This window comes from Brevibacillus laterosporus (assembly GCF_030489605.1).
Taxonomy (GTDB): domain Bacteria; phylum Bacillota; class Bacilli; order Brevibacillales; family Brevibacillaceae; genus Brevibacillus_B; species Brevibacillus_B laterosporus_E.
On record NZ_JAUKFY010000001.1, the window covers coordinates 417,775 to 435,054 of the forward strand.

The following is a 17,280-nucleotide window of genomic DNA, read 5'->3' on the forward strand; positions in this document are numbered from 1 at the left end:
ACCTAAATGGTTGTCTATTTATATGGACAGCGATTTAGGTTTTTTTTAATTTCATACTACTAGGATTGTTACTGGTAAGCAGGCAAAACCTAAATGTTTATTCATGTACAGACATGGTTGTCGATACGTGGGTAGATATTTGGGTTTTTTTTATGAGATGATGCAAAACTTTTGATCAATTGGGCCCATTTGAACAAGTGCGTTGCTTTTATCTCAGTCATGTTAGGTAAAGGATGTGTTTTTCTATGGATCAAGAAAAAGTAGCAAAAGAAATAGTAGCGCTTGTTGGAGGAAAAGAAAATATTGCACACGTTACCCACTGTATGACCAGATTACGCTTTAACCTGCATGACGATCAGCTTGCTGATAAAGAGAGGCTTGAGAAGACTAAGGGTGTCATGGGGACCATGAAAAGTGGAGGTCAGTTTCAGGTCATCATTGGAAACGATGTGGCGCAGGTTTATAAAGAGATAATGAAGAGCACCGATATAGCTGCAAAGATACAAGGAAAAGAGAAGGGGATGCAAAAGAAGCAAAATCCGATAAGTGCTATTTTTGATATCATTGCAGGGGTATTTACGCCGATTTTACCAGCGATAGCTGGAGCAGGGATGATTAAAGGTCTCTTGTCCTTAGCAGCAACGTTTGGCTGGATGTTGCCAGAGGATAGTACCTATCAGATACTAAATGCGATCGGAGACGGTGCTTTCTACTTCCTGCCGCTCATCTTGGCTTTTAGTGCAGCAAATAAATTTGGAAATAATCCTTTTGTTGCTGTAGCTGTCGCAGCCGCCGTTCTCCATCCGCAATTGACAGTCCTGTTAGGTACAGGGCAAAGCACGAGTTTTATGGGGATACCGGTAACAGCCGTTACCTATGCTTCGTCGGTTATTCCTATCGTCATTACGATCTGGCTGGCATCTTATGTGGAAAAATTCGTAGATAACCTCATTCATAAATCAATGAAATTGATTTTGGTACCCATGATTACCTTACTCATTGTAGTACCGCTTATGCTTATTGCCATTGGACCAATTGGAACTATTATCGGAAATGGACTTGCCACAGGAATTATAGGGTTGTTCGATCATGCAGGTTTGTTTGCGGGAGTGCTGCTTGGAGGAACAATGTCTCTTATCATCATTACCGGCATGCACTATGCGCTGATACCTATTATGATTGGTTCCGTAGCTCAGCTTGGCTACGATTACATTCTTCCGATTATGTTCGTAGCTAACTTAGCTCAAGCAGGCGCAGCCTTTGGAGTATTCTTAAAGTCACGGAACAAGGAATTTAAATCAATTGCCATTTCTACAAGTATAACGGCAACGATGGGTATTACCGAGCCGGCGATGTATGGGGTCAATATGAGATTGAAGAAACCGTTCATCGCGGCGTTAATCGGTGGTGCAGTCAGTGGTGCCTTTATCAGCTTATTTAAAACGAAGGCTTATATTGTAGGCGGAAATGCGGGATTGCCTGGTTTGCCGATCCTCGTTGGGGAAACGTTCTGGTATGCGATTATTGGTCTTATCATTGCTTTTATCGTTGGAGCAGTCATGACATATATTCTAGGCTTCATTGATATTCCAACTAATGAAGCTCAGGAAGAGTCGAAAGAAACAGAAGAAATCATAGCAGTAGAAAAAGAAGCAGCAACAGAAAATACGCATGTTCAAAATGAACAGATTTTCAGTCCGATAGCTGGAGCTGTTCATCCTCTCCAAGCAGTCAGCGATCCTACCTTTTCTCGAGAGATTATGGGAAAAGGACTAGCGATTGAACCCACAGAGGGACGTGTTGTTTCGCCAGTGAATGGAACTGTCGTCTCGATTTTTAATACGAAGCATGCTATAGGGTTAATCAGTGATGCGGGAGCAGAGGTACTGATTCATATTGGAATCGATACCGTTAAATTGGGAGGCAAACACTTTACCGCCCATGTAGAGACAGGTCAGCAGGTCAAGGTAGGGGAGCTGCTTATTGAATTCGATTTACAGGAAATTAGACAGGCAGGCTTTGAAACGATTACACCTGTAATCATCACGAATACAGATCAATATCCAGAGATCGAACTTTCGAGTTTAGCTGAAGTAAAAGAAAAAGAGCTTTTGCTTACCTTGCGTGTCTAAGGAATATGAGTTGTTGATCCATCACCTATGTTTATATCGAAATTTTGCATAGATGCAATTCTACTTATAAGGAGGAAACAAGTTATGACGCAAATCGTGAAGAAATTTCCAGAAGGCTTTCTATGGGGAGGAGCGGTCGCAGCTAATCAGCTAGAGGGCGCTTATCAAGAGGGTGGCAAAGGTCTTTCAACAGCAGATGTGTCACCGAGAGGCATTATGTACCCGCATGATGAATCAATGGAAGGCTATTATCCTTATCATGAAGCGATTGATTTTTATCATCGCTATAAAGAAGATATTGCCTTGTTTGCAGAAATGGGCTTTAAATGCTTCCGGACCTCGATTGCTTGGACAAGAATTTTTCCGAATGGTGACGAGCTTGAACCAAACGAAGAAGGCTTGAAATTCTATGATCAGTTGTTTGATGAAATTAGAAAATACGGTATTGAGCCGGTAGTAACGATCTCACATTATGAGATGCCGCTTTATCTGGTGAAGCAGTATGGAGGTTGGAGAAATCGGAAGTTAGTTGAATTCTATGAGCGTTTTGCCAAAACTGTCTTTAAACGCTACAAGGATAAAGTGAAATACTGGATGACGTTTAATGAGATTAACGTTGTGCTGCATGCACCATTTACGGGCGGTGGACTTGTATTTACTGAAGGCGAGAACGAGAAGAACGCGATGTATCAAGCGGCTCATCATCAGTTCGTGGCAAGCGCTTTGGCCGTAAAAGCATGCCATGAAATCATTCCAGATGCTAAGATTGGTTGCATGCTTGCGTATTTGCCAACCTACCCGCTAACAAGTCATCCAGAAGATGTATGGAAAGCATTTACTACAGATCGCGAGACCTTATTCTTTACCGATATTCAAGTGAGAGGCTATTATCCATCCTATACGAAGCGATATTTTGCTGAAAATGATATTCAAATCGTCATAGAGGAAGGCGACGAAGAGCTATTGCGCACGTACAAAGTAGACTATCTGGGCTTTAGCTACTATGTAAGCAGAACAGCAACAGTAACCCCTGAAAAAGCTGGAGAGACAAATGGAAATCTCATCATGGGTGGCGTAAAAAACCCGTATTTGAAAGCAACGGATTGGGGATGGGAAATCGACCCGAAAGGTCTGCGCATTGCCCTTAATATCTTGTACGATCGTTATCAGGTACCACTCTTTATTGTGGAAAATGGATTAGGGGCAGTTGATGTTGTAGAAGAGGGCGACGTCATTGCGGATGATTACCGCATTGCATACTTAAAGGATCACATTGCGGAAATGAAAGAAGCGGTTGCAGATGGTGTTGACCTGATTGGTTACACAACATGGGGGCCGATTGATTTAGTTAGTGCTTCCACTGCAGAGATGAAGAAGCGTTACGGATTCATTTATGTAGATAAGGATAATGAAGGAAAGGGAACTCTGCGAAGATTGAAAAAGAAAAGCTTCTACTGGTATAAAAATGTCATTGCGAGTAATGGAAAAGTATTAGATTAAAATGATAGAGGCGCTAGGTTTTTTATAACCTTTGCGCCTTTTTTATTTTGATAGAAAAGTCATAAATAAAAATAAAATATAAAGAGTGGTCTGGAAGTTTCGAGCATGATATAGTACGCTCTTTACATAACGGAGGTGTTCGAATTGTTCAAATTTTTAAAACAAATAATAACCATGCTTATTCTGGTAGTTATATTGGCAGGATTACCACAGATGCTTGCCATTAATGAGGACGGATTGTTGTTCATAACCCCAGAAAACGTCATCTTACAAACAGGGGCCCTTATCCACGATGTTTCACAAGGCACCTTAGGACAATATATATCAGGTTTCAATACGCGCAGTATTTCAGAGGATATTCTTCCATTTGCCAAACAATCATTTATTCTTCTACTATCCAGTTTACTTGTCGCCATCATTGTTAGCATCCTGTTCGGGTTGTTTCTTCACAGATGGCGTGTCATTACGTGGATAAAGAAAATGCTGGATTTTATCTCCATTATTCCCGATTTTATTTTAATTTTGTTCTGTTTATTTTTAACAGTAACGATCTATAAAACAACAGGTGTACGTCTACTTACCATCTCCCCGTTAAGTAATGATCTTTCAAGAATCTGGTTTCCGATCCTGATCTTATCGATTGGCCCCATGCTGTATTTAGTGAAGCTAGTCGATTTGACATACAAGCAGGTGGGAGGAGAAGATTACATACGAACTGCTGTTGCTAAGGGATTCGGCGGATTCCATGTTCAATTGCATCACATGTATAAAAATATAAAGCCGTTTTTTATTGCTGATCTTAAGAAGGCAATTTCGATTTCCGTAACTAATTTGTTTATTGTGGAATACCTACTAAATGTATCTGGAATCACAAGATTTATTTTCGGTGCTTACCAATTTAATATAGTTGTGATTGGATTGTGTACGTTATTGCTGATTACCGGTCTGGTCTATGCGATGATTCGTTTACTCCTATATCTGTTCGAGCGAGGGTTTATCTATGAATAAGCAAAAAGGAAGAATTTCATTATGGTTAGGTTTCATTCTTGTATCTGCTTTATTCATCGTTGCCATTTTTGGACCGATGATTGCTCCTTATGATAAAGACTTTCAGGTAAAAGCTGAATATGTGGAAATAAACGGTTCGCAAGTCATCGTCTCACCGCCACTGCCGCCCTCAGAAAAATATCTAATAGGGACAGATAAATGGGGCCATGATATGCTGACAATTCTGCTGTATGGCGCGAGATATACGCTGTTTGTTACAATTGCGTGTGCGCTGTTACGAGTTGTGTTGGGGGTGATTATAGGGCTTAAAATAGGGATGGCGGATCGTCCGCAGAGATGGTGGACCAGCCTAGAAAGTGCCTGGGGGCATGTGCCGGTGTTTTTACCAGTATATTTTTTACTGTATCGGATCAATATAAATTCTCCATTATCTTCATTTGATTTAGCGATGATATTTATCATTGTTGTATCGGTGCTGGGTACTCCAAGTGTAGTATCCTCTATACGTCAAAAAACAGAGGAGGTTAGAAAAGCGCATTTTGTGACCGCAGCCATTTCTATTGGGGCTAGCAAAAATCATATTTTGCTTAGGCATATCCTTCCGCAAATAAAAGAGCAGGTCATGATGCTTTTTGTAATCGAAATTACCGCGGTCATGGCTTTGATGGGACAATTGGGAATTTTTAACCTGTTTATCGGTGGAACGATTGAGCAGTTTGATCAGTTTGATTCCAGTATTTTTTTGACAAAAACCTATGAATGGGCTGGATTAATCGGACAATCACGCTCTTTCCTGCAAACAAAGCAGTGGATTTTCTTTGCGCCACTAACCGCCTTTATGCTTGCGGTTTTAGGTTTTACTCTAATTGCAAACGCTATGAAGAAGCGATATGAAGAGGTTTATAATCGGGCACCTTATGTCTAAAGAGATGAAAAAATCCCCCCTTCTCTTCAAGTATTTGAAGAAAAGGGAGGCAGTTCACCTGAGCGGTCAAATTTTTAATTCGCCAAGCCTTACCAATTCTACTACGGCTTGTGACCGCCCTTTCACGCCCAATTTCTGCATGACGTTACTAATGTGATTTCTGACTGTTTTTTCGCTAATGAAGAGCTGTCCTGCTATCTCTTTTGTGGTCTTGTCTTGGACCAGGAGTTCAAACACTTCTCTTTCGCGATTAGTTAATAACGGTTTACTTTGGTCGCTACTCTTCAAAACGTGCCACCCCTCCTTGTGGGCTCTACAGGAACAAGGTTGAGGGATACAGTCACCTTATCCTATGTCAGGGGGAGTGTGTTGGTGCCGAAGTAGCAGGCTTTTTAGGCTTTTGCCTTACATACTATTCAAAGGATAAGAGGGGGGTACCTCGACCCACTCAATTTCTGCTTTTCCCCTACATCTTGTAAAAGCTGTAGCTTGTTTCAACTGATTTTTCGCTTTTGTTTAGATGCAAGGTCATAGAACTTACCATTGAAAAAATAATTATAATGAAACAAATAACGCTTCAAAGAAGTACTTTGCAAAATAGTTGTAATATGTTATGGTATTATTTGAAATTTGTAACATTGAAAAACGAAATAAGCATGTACTAAACGGGGGCCGGGCAAATGCGGCTGAGATTGTAACAGAATGCGTTACTAACCGTAGAACCTGAACTGGGTAATGCCAGCGGAGGGAGAGGTAGCTGACTTCAAGTGCGAAAGCTGTAGCTCTATCATTGAGATAGGGTTGTACCGCCGAGTTGACAACCATCCGTCTAGGGTGGTTTTTTTGTGTGTGAAACATGAAAAACACGCTTCAAATCGACTGGGTGATACAATTTGCTCTAATTTGTATTTATAATCTATATCAGCTTGAGTTGGACCCTTTCTGTTCTGCTGCTTACATACATACTGCATCAGAATGAGGAGGAATAGAAATGTCACGAACACGACTGGTTATCATGATGGAAATAGCTATCATGGCAGCAATTGCTGTGATTTTAAGTAAGGTAAAGCTGTTTGCCATGCCTCAAGGGGGGAGCGTATCTCTGGTAATGGTACCGATAGCTCTCTTGGCGTTTCGCCGCGGTTGGGTAGCAGGCTTGATCACAGGTGCGCTAGTAGGCATGGTTAAATTCTTTTTTGGTGGCGAGATGGTTCATCCGATTCAAATGGTGTTAGATTATCCTCTATCCTATGCCGTGCTAGGCTTTGGTGCGTTCCTGTACGCTAGTAAGACGCAAAGCAAAGCAACAAAAATTGCCTCTATCTGGGGAGGATTGCTAGTTGGAATTGCGCTATGCTTGGCTATTCGCACGACTTCAGGAGCTGTTTGGTTTGGGAGCTATGCTCCGGAAGGAATACCTGCAACACTTTATTCCTTCGGCTATAATGCAACTTATTTGATACCTGAATATGTGATTACGGCTTTGGTAGTTACATTACTGGCAAATGGAGCACCTCAACTGTTTCAGCAGAATGCGGGCGCTTATCGACGTGCATAATAAAGTGAGTTAAAAAAAGCTAAGAGAAGGGGTTTCTTCCTCTCTTGGCTCTTTTTGTATTAATGAGAATAAAAGTGATTGGTTGCAAAAATATATTCATAAAAACGTAAAAAGGCACAATTTTTTTGTTATGGAGAAAGTTACATAATTGTGAAATTAAGAAAAAACTATCGAAATTTTGCTCTTTCATTCCCAGTTGCTTACTAGAAGTAAAAATATTACGTTATACTGAGGATTGAAGGCTAGGAGGGATCGTGGATGAAAGAGGAGTTCTGGAAGGCGATAGTAGAATGCGATCCAAGTTATGATCAACTATTCTTTTATGGCCTTAGCACGACGGGTATCTTTTGCAAGCCGTCATGCAAATCAAGGACACCCAAAAGAGAGCATGTGAAGATTTATTATGCGGCGTCCGATGCCATTGCTGCAGGTTTTCGTCCTTGCAAGCGCTGTAGACCATCAGAACCGACCTGGAAATCAGCGGAAGAAGATGCGGCGACTCGTTTGCTAGAGATGATTCACGATTGCTACAACCAACCCGTAACTCTGCGTGAAATGGCGTCACGTCTCTATGTGAGTCCTTTTTATTTGCAGCGTTGTTTTTCTCGTTGTATGAAGATAACGCCAGGAAAATATTTAACGCGCATCCGAATAGATGAAGCGAAGAAGCAACTACTAGAAACAGATCGAAATGTTTCAATGATTGCAAGCAGAGTAGGTTTTCGTAATAGTGCCTATTTTGCCGCTGTTTTTCAAAAAGAAACAGGTTGTACACCTACTCAATACCGCTTACAGCAGAAGAAACAGGGAAAAACAGGGACGACGCGCTAAGTGTATCTGCTGTAAAACGTGAGAACATACATATAAAAAAGAACAAAAGTACAGTTGAAGCGTTTCTGTATGCTGGCAGAAACGCCTTTTTGTACGAGGAAAAGACAAATAAAAAGCACCTCCTGTCATGTTGCGAAATTCGCAAACAAAGTGGTGCTTTTTGCCGTGTCTACGTTTTTACCTTCTCTCACCCATGATGCGTTCTAAAAAATAATCGACTGTTACAGCTAATAGGCCGATAAATAAGGGAGTTAATGGTGTTAACAAGACACCAGGAATCCATGTGGTATGCACGAGATAAAAAATGAAGGTCGTTGCTAAAATTTCAGGTATCAATTTCCAATTTCTTGAGATATGTAGTCTTTGCATTATGTATAAAAGGACTGGTTCAAGAATTAGTTCGTACAGCATTAACATGAAAAAGGAGACGACTGCAAAGGAAACGAGTGTCCAGAAATCAGATTTGTCGACAAACATAGGAAATAGAGTGCCGACTGTCCAGAGAATCGCAACCAATAGAAACACGACGATGGCGCTTGAGAATAAAACCAGCAAAGTTGCAATAGCGATAGCTAGACCATTAATCCAGAATCCACCTTGCTGTCGATCCTCACTCGTCACAGCCCGTCGAAATAAAAAAAGTCCCGCTGTCGCACACAAGCCCACCAATATGGCAAAAGTCATGTGATTTGTCATATGTATCATCACCTACTATAAAAATAATACGTAGCAGGTGAGGAAAATGTTACAACAAAACGGGGAAAAATGTAACCTTTTTGTAACCTTTCGAAATATGCCAAAGCTTTACTCGACCCAGGTTGTTTTTTGAGTGAAAGGCTTTCGAGCAGTTCGAGGTGTGGCTTCATCAGTTGGATAGCCAATAAATAGGGAACCAATCACTTTTTCTTGGTCAGACAGGGACAAGAAGGCTTTGAGACGTTCATCTCTAGCTAAACCTACACCGCGCGTACGCCACACAAAACCTAACCCTAGCTCAGAAGCCATCAGCCACATCGAATGAATAGCGCAGCTTACAGCATAATCATTATCAAGCGAAGAAGCCTCGTCACCTTCTATGATTTGTGATGTAGCGACTATAATGAGAGGGGTAGCCAGAACATTCTTCATGGACTCTTCTACTAAATGAGGTTTGGTAGGAAAGCGTTCAAGCAAGAAATCCTGAGCTAGCTGGTTAAACCGTTCCTTGGCAGCACCTTGAATGACATAGAAGTGCCAAGGCTCTCGCAAGCGATCATTGGGTGCTAATATAGCTGCTTCTAGTAATTGCTCAATTTTTTCTTTTTCTACAGGGCGGCCATCGTAGGCGCGTATCGCTTGACGCTGTTGTAATGTGTGTAAGAGGGACATGTTTTAACAACCTTTCTATAATATGTTAATTATGATACTGTATATTCAAATATATTTTCCTCTATGCATAAAAATAGAAGATTTCTAATAGTATGTCAGTATACGATCTTCTTTCACCTCTTGTCCAGTCTCGTGTGGGCTAGATAGAAAAGTATGGACAATAAAATGCAAATTGGATTATGATAGAAGTAATCACATAAGCTTGGGAATAAAGGAATTGTTACATGAGAAACGATTCACAAGGGGAAGTTGGTGAAAATCCAACACGGTCCCGCCACTGTAATTGGAGAGCCCGTTTTTGTCACTGGATATTACAAATTTTCAGAAGGACGAAAAGGAGCAGATATTCCAAGAGTCAGGCTACCCTCTTTATTCTAACAACACCGTCAGACCTACGGTAGATGGGGAGGTGTTATGAGAGCAGTTTTGCTGCAGAAGGGGATTCCCTTTTCAAAAAATAACAAGCTCATCATAACAGCACTTCTCACGTAAGTCAGACGGGGAAGCGCTGTTTTTTTTATTGTATAAAAATGTAAGGTCGATTGCAAATAAGGATAGGGGGCTTGGAGTAGATGGAGAAAGGAAAAATTCTACTAATTGGCTTTGGACCAGGACATCATGATCACATTACGCATCGGGCAAAAGAGGCTATCCTAGAATGCGAAGTGATAATTGGCTACAACACTTATGTAGATTTGATTAGAGAGCTAATTTCAGACAAAAGTGTCGTTCGTACTGGAATGACAGAAGAGGTTAGCCGTGCTCAAGAAGCGGTAAGATTGGCTGAGTTAGGTAAAGTTGTTGGCGTTATTTCTAGTGGGGATGCCGGGGTATACGGCATGGCCGGACTAGTTTATGAAGTCCTAGTAGAAAAAGGCTGGACGGAATCTGCTGGGGTGAAGGTAGAGGTTGTACCTGGTATTTCATCCATTCAGTCTTGCGCGTCTTTATTGGGTGCTCCAATCATGCATGACGCTTGCACAATCAGCTTGAGTGACCATCTTACACCGTGGGAAACGATCGCTAAGCGTGTAGAAGCAGCCGCTTCTGCTGATTTTGTCATTGCGCTTTATAACCCGCGCAGTGGTCGCCGTACACGACAAATTGTAGAAACACAGCAAATATTATTAAAATATCGTTCTCCAAAAACGCCTGTAGGAATCGTAAAAAGCGCCTATAGAGATCGAGAGCATGTTGTAATTACAACACTCGAAGACATGCTGCAGCATGAAATTGGAATGCTGACAACAGTAATCATCGGGAACTCGACTACTTTTGTTTACGACCAAAAAATTATTACACCGCGCGGATATCAACGTAAATATACGTTAAATCGCATGGAACAACCGTTAAAACCTCATGAACGCTTACAGGAGAAGGCAGAGCCTTGGGCGCTTCACAGTCAGCCGCAGAGTGGGAATCCGGTATCTGAGTCATCTTCTGTGCAAGAAGCGGCTGTAGCGACGTCACCGCAGGCTACAATACAAGAAGCCCAGGTTTCTGATTCCGCACCATCAGCGGCAATGGAAGCCCTTTCAAATCCCAGGCAATTCTCAGGAGAAGTAGAACAGAATTCTTTTCAGGCAGAGAGCTTTCAAGCTCCTAAACAAGCAGTGAAGGCCTTTCAATTAGCGATGGAAGCGCTTGCGTGCGTTGATGAAAAGACAGCCTTAGAACTAAATCAAGGTATCACTCCACCACCTCGCCCTTTTAGTGGAGTTGTTGATATTTTAGAGCTAGGCGTTTCGCCTGGTGTAGCTCGTAAGAATTTTACCTCTGAGCAAATGCGTCTACTGGCTGATTTGACCAAGGATGGCGGAGAAATGATGTACAGCATTGAGCATCAAATTATTCTTCGCTTACCACAGGTAGACCCAGAGCAGGTCACGCAACAATTAAGAGCAGTCGGCTTTCAATTGTTTCCGATCGGGGCTAGTGTGCAGGTGAAAGCTTGTGATTTTTGTGATTTAGAAAAGGATGAATCGATCCCTGTAGCTGAGGAATTAGGCAGAAGATTAGATGGTCTGGCTGTGCCAAAGGATTTAAAAATTGGCTTTAACGGCTGCGGAATGGCTTGCTACGGTGCAGTTATGGAAGACATTGGTCTTGTATACCGGCGTGGCGCATATGATGTGTTTTTAGGTGGGAAGCGTATCGGACGTAACGCCCATCCTGGACAACGTATAGCTGAGGGAGTTCCAGAAGATCAAATTATTGGACTTGTAGAACGGATCGTGGATGAGTATAAGGCAAAAGGTCATATCGAGGAACGATTCCATAAATTCTTTAAACGCACAGGGCAGGTGCTTGAATACCGCTATCAGGAATTCGTAGCTCCATTGCAGATCGAAGAACCGTGTGGAGATTAAGGGGGGGAATTTTTTGAACGGAATACTTTTTATCGGTCATGGTAGCAGAGATGCCGAGGGAAACGAGCATCTTCTACAGTTTACACAGCGAGTTACTGAATTGTTACAGGAACAAACAGACGTGAAGCTGTATGAGACTTGTTTCTTGGAGTTGACCAGACCAACCATTATGCAGGGTGTTCAAAAAATAGTAGAACGTGGAGCTACCACTGTAGCAATGGTACCTTTAATGCTGTTTCAAGCAGCCCATGCTAAATTGCACATCCCGCATGAAATAGACGAAGCTAAAGCGAAATATCCTCATGTAGAATTTCGTTATGGGCGCCCCATAGGTGTTCACGAGGATATGGTGCAAATTTTGCGGGATCGTCTGCAAAATACAACTACCTATACACCGCTAGAACCGGCTAACAAGGATAGTGCCATTCTTTTAGTAGGTCGTGGTAGCAGTGATTCAGATGCAAACAGTGATCTTTGTAAAATAGCCCGCTTGCTGTGGGAGAGCACGGGGGTAGGTAACGTTGAAGTGGCGTACATGGGCGTTACCTATCCAACAGTGGAAGAAGGATTAGTCCGTTGTGTAAGACAGGGAGCTAAGCAGATTTATGTCCTTCCTTATTTGCTATTTACGGGTATCCTGTTAAAACGTCTAGAAGAGAACTTACAACAGTTTCATCAGGACTTTCCGGATATACCTGCCTCAATGAGCGAGGCATTAGGCTTCCATGAACTGCTAGAACAAATTGTAGTAGATCGTTCTAAAGAAGCACTGCAGGGACGGGCATTAGCCAACTGTGATCTTTGTCAATTTAGAAAACTTGCTGTATTCGATCATCACCACCACCATGACCATGATCACCACCATGACCATGATCACCATCATGACCATGATCATCACCATGCAAACGGACATAGCCATACCTCTGTATCCCAAAAGGAGCAGGCAACCTGTAGCAAGGAGTCTCAGGCTACAGAAGCTGACGTTAAACGGGGGGTACGTGTATGATCCTGTTTTTAGCAGGGACAAGTGATGCACGCGAATTGGCTGTCCTTTTGAAATCGACTGGTGCTGATCTGCTGGCAACGGTTGTTACCGATTCTGCCGCTAAAAGCTTAGAGGACGAGGGAATTACGACGCGAGTAGGAAGACTGCCATTAGCGGATATGATTGCCTTAGCCAAAGAACAGAAGGCGACAACCATTGTGGATGCAAGTCATCCTTTTGCAGAAGAAGCATCTAAAAATGCTATGGCCTGCGCAGAAGAATTACAGCTTCCTTACATTCGGTATGAGAGGGAGACCCGTAGTTATGTTGACCATCCTAATGTGCTCATAGTGGAAAATTATGAACAAGCCGCATTGGAAGCAAAACAAAGAAAAGGCGTAGTGATGCTAACCACAGGAAGCAAAACGCTTGGCACGTTTACAAAGCATTTGCTAGGTGATCCTGAAATTCGTTTGATTGCACGAATGCTGCCACGTAAAGACAATATGGAAAAATGTGAAGAGTTAGGCGTAGAGCAAAAAAATATTATTGCCATGCAAGGTCCTTTCTCTAAAGAATTGAATGCCGCTTTGTATACACAATATGGTGTTACTACAATGATTACAAAAGAAAGCGGTAAGGTAGGCGCTGTAGACGAGAAGTTGGCGGCAGCCCTAGAGCTTGGCATCTATACTATTATGATCGACAGACCGAAACTCGTGTATGGAGAGACGCATCACACATTTGATAGCGTTTTGAAAGCGTTAAGAACACAGGCTACGGTCTAAAAAATAACGGAACCAAAGAGGAGAGAAATCATATGTCATCGCAATTTCATACGGAGTTTAAACCAATCACGATTCAACCACAAGAAATTGAATCAAAAAGTTTTGAAATGATTACAGAGGAGCTAGGTCCGCATCCTTTTACGGATGATCAGTATCGCGTAGTCCAACGCGTTATTCACGCAACAGCCGACTTTGATTTAGGGCGTAGCATGAAGTTTCATCCTGATGCAGTAGAAGCGGGCATTCGCGCTATTCAAGCCGGTGAACCAATTATTGCAGATGTTCAAATGGTTCAAGTAGGGATCAGTAAGCCGCGTCTAAAGGCGTTTGGTGGAGACGTGCATGTTTATATTTCTGATGCGGATGTCATGGAAAAAGCGAAAGCCGAGAATACAACTCGTGCCATTATCTCTATTCGCAAAGCTACGAGCCAAATTAAAGGTGGTATTTACGCGATTGGGAATGCTCCTACTGCTTTGCTTGAATTGATTCGTCTTGTAAAAGAGGGGAAGGCCAACCCTTCATTGGTTATTGGCGTACCAGTTGGATTTGTATCTGCAGCCGAATCCAAAGAGGAATTAGCAAAGCTAGATATTCCATTTATCACGAACTTGGATCGCAAAGGCGGTAGCCCAGTTGCCGTGGCCGCGGTTAATGCGTTGTCCATTCTAGCAACAGAACGGAGCGAGCGTGCATGACTAATGCTAAGGTAGCGGAGGCAGAAAACGAGAAGCCACTTCGTCACGGATATACAACAGGTTCCAACGCTACCGCCGCCACGAAAGCTTCCCTGCTAGCCTTACTTAGCGGGGAAGAAGTTTCGGAGGTGGAAATTCTTTTGCCTAATAAGGATCGGGTTACGTTTCAAATGGTATCTCAGGAACGAGGAGACAATTGGGTGGAGACTGGTATCATCAAGGATGGTGGAGATGATCCAGATGCCACTCATAAGGCCCTAATTTTGTCACGTGTTTCTTGGCATGCAGATAGCGGTATTCATTTGGATGGCGGAATAGGTGTCGGTAGAGTTACAAAGCCCGGATTGCCGATTCCGGTAGGTGAAGCAGCGATTAATCCTGTTCCGCGGAAAATGATTAAGGGCGTTGTCCAAGAGCTTTTAGATCAATATGAAATAGAGGATCGTGGAGTCAGCGTTGTCATTTCAGTGCCGAATGGAGAAGAGATTGCTAAGAAAACGCTGAATGGACGGTTAGGAATCGTTGGAGGTATCTCCATTTTGGGGACTCGAGGAACGGTCGTACCATTTTCAACGGCTGCTTACAAAGCATCGGTAGCTCAAGCTATTCAAGTAGCGAAGGCAAGCAACTGCCAAGCTATTGCCATTACAACAGGTGGACGCAGCGAAAAAACAGCGATGGAACTGTATCCGGATTGGCCAGAAGAATCATTTATTCAAATGGGAGATTTCGTGGGCTTTAGTGCGCTTATTGGCAAAAAACAAGGATTTACCCACATTTCCATGGTTGGAATGATGGGAAAACTCTCTAAGGTTGCACAAGGAGCAATGATGGTGCATTCCAAGGGATCTTCTGTTGATTTTGAATTTTTGGCGGAGGTAGCCAGAGAAGTCGGTGCAAGTGAAGAACATATTGCAGAAATACAGAGAGCCAACACGGCCATGCAGGTGGGCGAAATCATGAGCCAAGCGGGACACTCTGCTTTTTTTAACTTATTGGCATACAAATGCTCCGAACAAATCAATAAGCACGTCGGCGGAGGCATGGTTATAGAAACGGTGCTCACCACATTGAAAGGCGAACTGTTGGGAAAGGCGGTAGTAAATGACACAGGTAACGATAATCGGGATCGGGGATGACGGTGCTCAAGGTTTATTTCCCCAAGCTATTGAACTGGTCAAACAAGCGCAATTGCTGGTAGGGGGAGAGCGACATTTAGCCTTTTTCCCAGACCTTGACTGTGAACGCTTTGCTTTGAAAAGTGGTGTGCTAGCGGCAATTGGCGAAATAAAACAAGCGGTAGCAGCAGGTAAAGAGGTGGTAGTGCTTGCTTCTGGAGATCCGTTGTTTTATGGGATAGGAGGTTTACTCACCCGCAAACTCGGTCGTGATGTCGTGCAAGTAATACCGCATTTGAGCAGCTTACAGCTTGCTTTTAGCAAAATGAAGGAAGCGTGGCAAGACGCTCATATTGACAGTGTACACGGTCGTCCAATGCTTGGATTAGCACAACGTCTGAATGGCAAGTCTAAGGTGGCTCTATTAACGGACAAGGAAAATACTCCGGCAAAAGTAGCTCAGTATTTACTGCGTTTTGGTATGGATGAATATGAAGCGTTTGTAGCGGAGCGGTTGGGAAATAAAGAAGAACGTTGTCGGTGGTTTACGCTTGTGGAATTGGCAGAGACAGAGTGCGACCCTTTAAATGTCATGATTCTAAAAAGAAAAGAGAATGCCTCACCTGTGAATTGGACCTTGGGCATTCCTGATGAAGAGTTTGCTCAACGTAAACCGGATAAGGGACTGATTACGAAAAAAGAAGTGCGGGTAGCCAGCCTTGCTGAGCTGCAAATAAAACCTGATAGCATCGTTTGGGATATCGGAACAGCGACTGGTTCGGTAGCGATCGAAGCAGCGAAACTAGCCCCTTTAGGAGCTGTGTATGCTGTTGAAAAGAATGAGCCAGATTTAGAAAATGCTCGCGCGAATATGTACAAGTTTCGCACGGATATCACTTTTGTCCATGCGAAGGCCCCTGTTGGATTGGATGAATTCCCTGATCCGGATGCGATCTTTGTTGGAGGAAGCGGAGGCGAGCTGACAGAGCTAGTTCAGTTATTTGCTAAGCGCCTGCGTCCAGGTGGGCGTGTCGTAATCAATGCTGTTACCATCGAAAATTTAGCAGATGCCATGCAGGCTTGCAAAGCAGCGGGTTTTGACGTGTCAGTCACAATGCTGCAGGTGTCGCGCAGTAAACCAATTTTGCATTTGACTCGACTTGAAGGGTTAAATCCTGTCTATATCATAACTGCTAAACACAAAGCCAAGGAGGAGAATAAAGATGAGCAACATGACTAATACAACTCTTGAAAATCATGAAAATACACTGACAAATAATCCGGTGAATGCCTCTGTTGGGACTTTATATGGAATTGGAATTGGACCTGGGGACCCTGAGCTTATCACAGTCAAAGCGTTTCGTCTGATGAAGGAAGCGGATGTCATCGCGTATCCTAAAAAGCGCAAAGGCGGCAAAAGCTATGCACTAACAATCGTGGAGCAGTATACGGATGGTCTTGCAAAAGAGCTGTTAGGATTAGTGTTCCCGATGACGAAAGAGGAAAGCGTTCTGAAGAAACAATGGGCTCAGACAGTAGCTCAGGTGTGGGAGAAGCTTTCTCAGGGGAAAAATGTTGTATTTGTCACAGAGGGCGATCCAAATTTATACAGTACGTTTATTCATATGGCTCGCTTAATGAATCAATTGCATCCAGAAGTGCCAGTGGTATCGGTTCCAGGTATTTCCTCAGTGCTGGGAGCGGCTGCCCAATTAGGCATTCCATTGGCTGATGGAGATGAGCAGGTTGGTATCATACCGGCAACTGAAGATCGGGAATCGATGCGTAGAGTCTTGGAGCATCATGATACTGTCATTTTCTTGAAAGTAGCTAAGGTGTTAGATATGATGATTGGCTTGCTAGAGGAGCTAGGTATGGCAGACTGTGCGTCTGTAATTACCAAGGTGACATCCGGTGAAGAGACGATCTGGAAGGACGTTCGCCAGTTAAAAGGAAAAGAGCTTGAATATCTAACACTAATGGTAGTACGGAAGGGATGA

The 17,280-nt window shown here is 43.0% G+C and carries 16 protein-coding genes and 2 riboswitches; of the genes, 13 read left to right on the forward strand and 3 right to left on the reverse strand.

Annotated elements, in window-relative coordinates; genetic code table 11:
* Nucleotides 1-245 precede the first annotated feature (245 nt).
* The 4 genes from QZ995_RS01605 to QZ995_RS01620 all read left to right on the forward strand — a co-directional run bounded on the left by QZ995_RS01605 (nucleotide 246) and on the right by QZ995_RS01620 (nucleotide 5,565).
* Nucleotides 246-2,132: a beta-glucoside-specific PTS transporter subunit IIABC gene (locus QZ995_RS01605; RefSeq protein ID WP_301802124.1), complete on the forward strand. Its 1,887-nt coding sequence runs from the start codon at nucleotides 246-248 to the stop codon at nucleotides 2,130-2,132.
* An 84-nt stretch (nucleotides 2,133-2,216) separates the two neighbouring features.
* On the forward strand, nucleotides 2,217-3,632 hold the full coding sequence (locus QZ995_RS01610; protein WP_301802125.1) for a glycoside hydrolase family 1 protein: 1,416 nt from the start codon (nucleotides 2,217-2,219) through the stop codon (nucleotides 3,630-3,632).
* Nucleotides 3,633-3,767: 135 nt separating this feature from the next.
* A complete protein-coding gene (locus QZ995_RS01615) occupies nucleotides 3,768-4,640 on the forward strand; it encodes an ABC transporter permease subunit (protein ID WP_301802127.1) in 873 nt (290 codons plus the stop codon).
* Entirely contained in the window at nucleotides 4,633-5,565 is a 933-nt protein-coding gene (locus QZ995_RS01620) for an ABC transporter permease (RefSeq protein WP_301802129.1), read from the forward strand. Before QZ995_RS01615 ends, QZ995_RS01620 begins: the two co-directional genes overlap by 8 nt.
* A 66-nt stretch (nucleotides 5,566-5,631) precedes the next feature.
* Here the strand turns inward: QZ995_RS01620 and QZ995_RS01625 are convergent, their stop codons facing one another.
* The gene (locus QZ995_RS01625; RefSeq protein WP_003334928.1) at nucleotides 5,632-5,853 is read right to left on the reverse strand and encodes a helix-turn-helix domain-containing protein; all 222 of its coding nucleotides are present in this window, start codon (nucleotides 5,851-5,853) and stop codon (nucleotides 5,632-5,634) included.
* 367 nt (nucleotides 5,854-6,220) lie between these two features.
* Nucleotides 6,221-6,332, forward strand: a riboswitch (TPP riboswitch).
* Between the two features lie 224 nt (nucleotides 6,333-6,556).
* Between QZ995_RS01625 and thiT the strand changes: the two genes are divergently transcribed.
* Together thiT and QZ995_RS01635 are read left to right on the forward strand one after the other, a co-directional pair.
* The gene (thiT, locus tag QZ995_RS01630) at nucleotides 6,557-7,123 is read left to right on the forward strand and encodes an energy-coupled thiamine transporter ThiT (RefSeq protein WP_301802137.1); all 567 of its coding nucleotides are present in this window, start codon (nucleotides 6,557-6,559) and stop codon (nucleotides 7,121-7,123) included.
* Between the two features lie 258 nt (nucleotides 7,124-7,381).
* Nucleotides 7,382-7,954, forward strand: coding sequence for a bifunctional transcriptional activator/DNA repair enzyme AdaA (locus tag QZ995_RS01635; protein ID WP_301802138.1), 573 nt, complete (start codon nucleotides 7,382-7,384; stop codon nucleotides 7,952-7,954).
* Nucleotides 7,955-8,131: 177 nt separating this feature from the next.
* On the opposite strand, the gene QZ995_RS01640 is transcribed toward QZ995_RS01635, so the two are convergent.
* Nucleotides 8,132-8,650: a hypothetical protein gene (locus QZ995_RS01640; RefSeq protein WP_301802141.1), complete on the reverse strand. Its 519-nt coding sequence runs from the start codon at nucleotides 8,648-8,650 to the stop codon at nucleotides 8,132-8,134.
* Between the two features lie 108 nt (nucleotides 8,651-8,758).
* On the reverse strand, nucleotides 8,759-9,322 hold the full coding sequence (locus tag QZ995_RS01645; protein ID WP_301802143.1) for a nitroreductase family protein: 564 nt from the start codon (nucleotides 9,320-9,322) through the stop codon (nucleotides 8,759-8,761).
* A 194-nt stretch (nucleotides 9,323-9,516) separates the two neighbouring features.
* A riboswitch (cobalamin riboswitch) is annotated at nucleotides 9,517-9,708 on the forward strand.
* Between the two features lie 186 nt (nucleotides 9,709-9,894).
* Between QZ995_RS01645 and cobJ the strand changes: the two genes are divergently transcribed.
* The 7 genes from cobJ to cobI are packed head-to-tail and all read left to right on the forward strand — an operon-like array spanning nucleotide 9,895 to nucleotide 17,280.
* The gene (cobJ, locus tag QZ995_RS01650) at nucleotides 9,895-11,691 is read left to right on the forward strand and encodes a precorrin-3B C(17)-methyltransferase (protein WP_301802144.1); all 1,797 of its coding nucleotides are present in this window, start codon (nucleotides 9,895-9,897) and stop codon (nucleotides 11,689-11,691) included.
* Between the two features lie 13 nt (nucleotides 11,692-11,704).
* Entirely contained in the window at nucleotides 11,705-12,697 is a 993-nt protein-coding gene (locus QZ995_RS01655; RefSeq protein WP_301802145.1) for a sirohydrochlorin chelatase, read from the forward strand.
* Nucleotides 12,694-13,464 (forward strand): precorrin-6A reductase, encoded by a 771-nt coding sequence (gene cobK / locus QZ995_RS01660; protein WP_301802147.1) that lies wholly within the window; start codon nucleotides 12,694-12,696, stop codon nucleotides 13,462-13,464. The genes QZ995_RS01655 and cobK overlap by 4 nt, the downstream gene beginning before the upstream one ends.
* A gap of 32 nt (nucleotides 13,465-13,496) precedes the next feature.
* Nucleotides 13,497-14,162, forward strand: a complete 666-nt coding sequence (locus QZ995_RS01665; RefSeq protein ID WP_301802149.1) for a precorrin-8X methylmutase — start codon at nucleotides 13,497-13,499, stop codon at nucleotides 14,160-14,162.
* On the forward strand, nucleotides 14,159-15,301 hold the full coding sequence (locus QZ995_RS01670; RefSeq protein WP_301802151.1) for a cobalt-precorrin-5B (C(1))-methyltransferase: 1,143 nt from the start codon (nucleotides 14,159-14,161) through the stop codon (nucleotides 15,299-15,301). Before QZ995_RS01665 ends, QZ995_RS01670 begins: the two co-directional genes overlap by 4 nt.
* Entirely contained in the window at nucleotides 15,267-16,520 is a 1,254-nt protein-coding gene (gene cbiE, locus QZ995_RS01675) for a precorrin-6y C5,15-methyltransferase (decarboxylating) subunit CbiE (protein WP_301802153.1), read from the forward strand. The genes QZ995_RS01670 and cbiE overlap by 35 nt, the downstream gene beginning before the upstream one ends.
* Nucleotides 16,513-17,280 (forward strand): precorrin-2 C(20)-methyltransferase, encoded by a 768-nt coding sequence (cobI, locus tag QZ995_RS01680; RefSeq protein WP_396126021.1) that lies wholly within the window; start codon nucleotides 16,513-16,515, stop codon nucleotides 17,278-17,280. Before cbiE ends, cobI begins: the two co-directional genes overlap by 8 nt.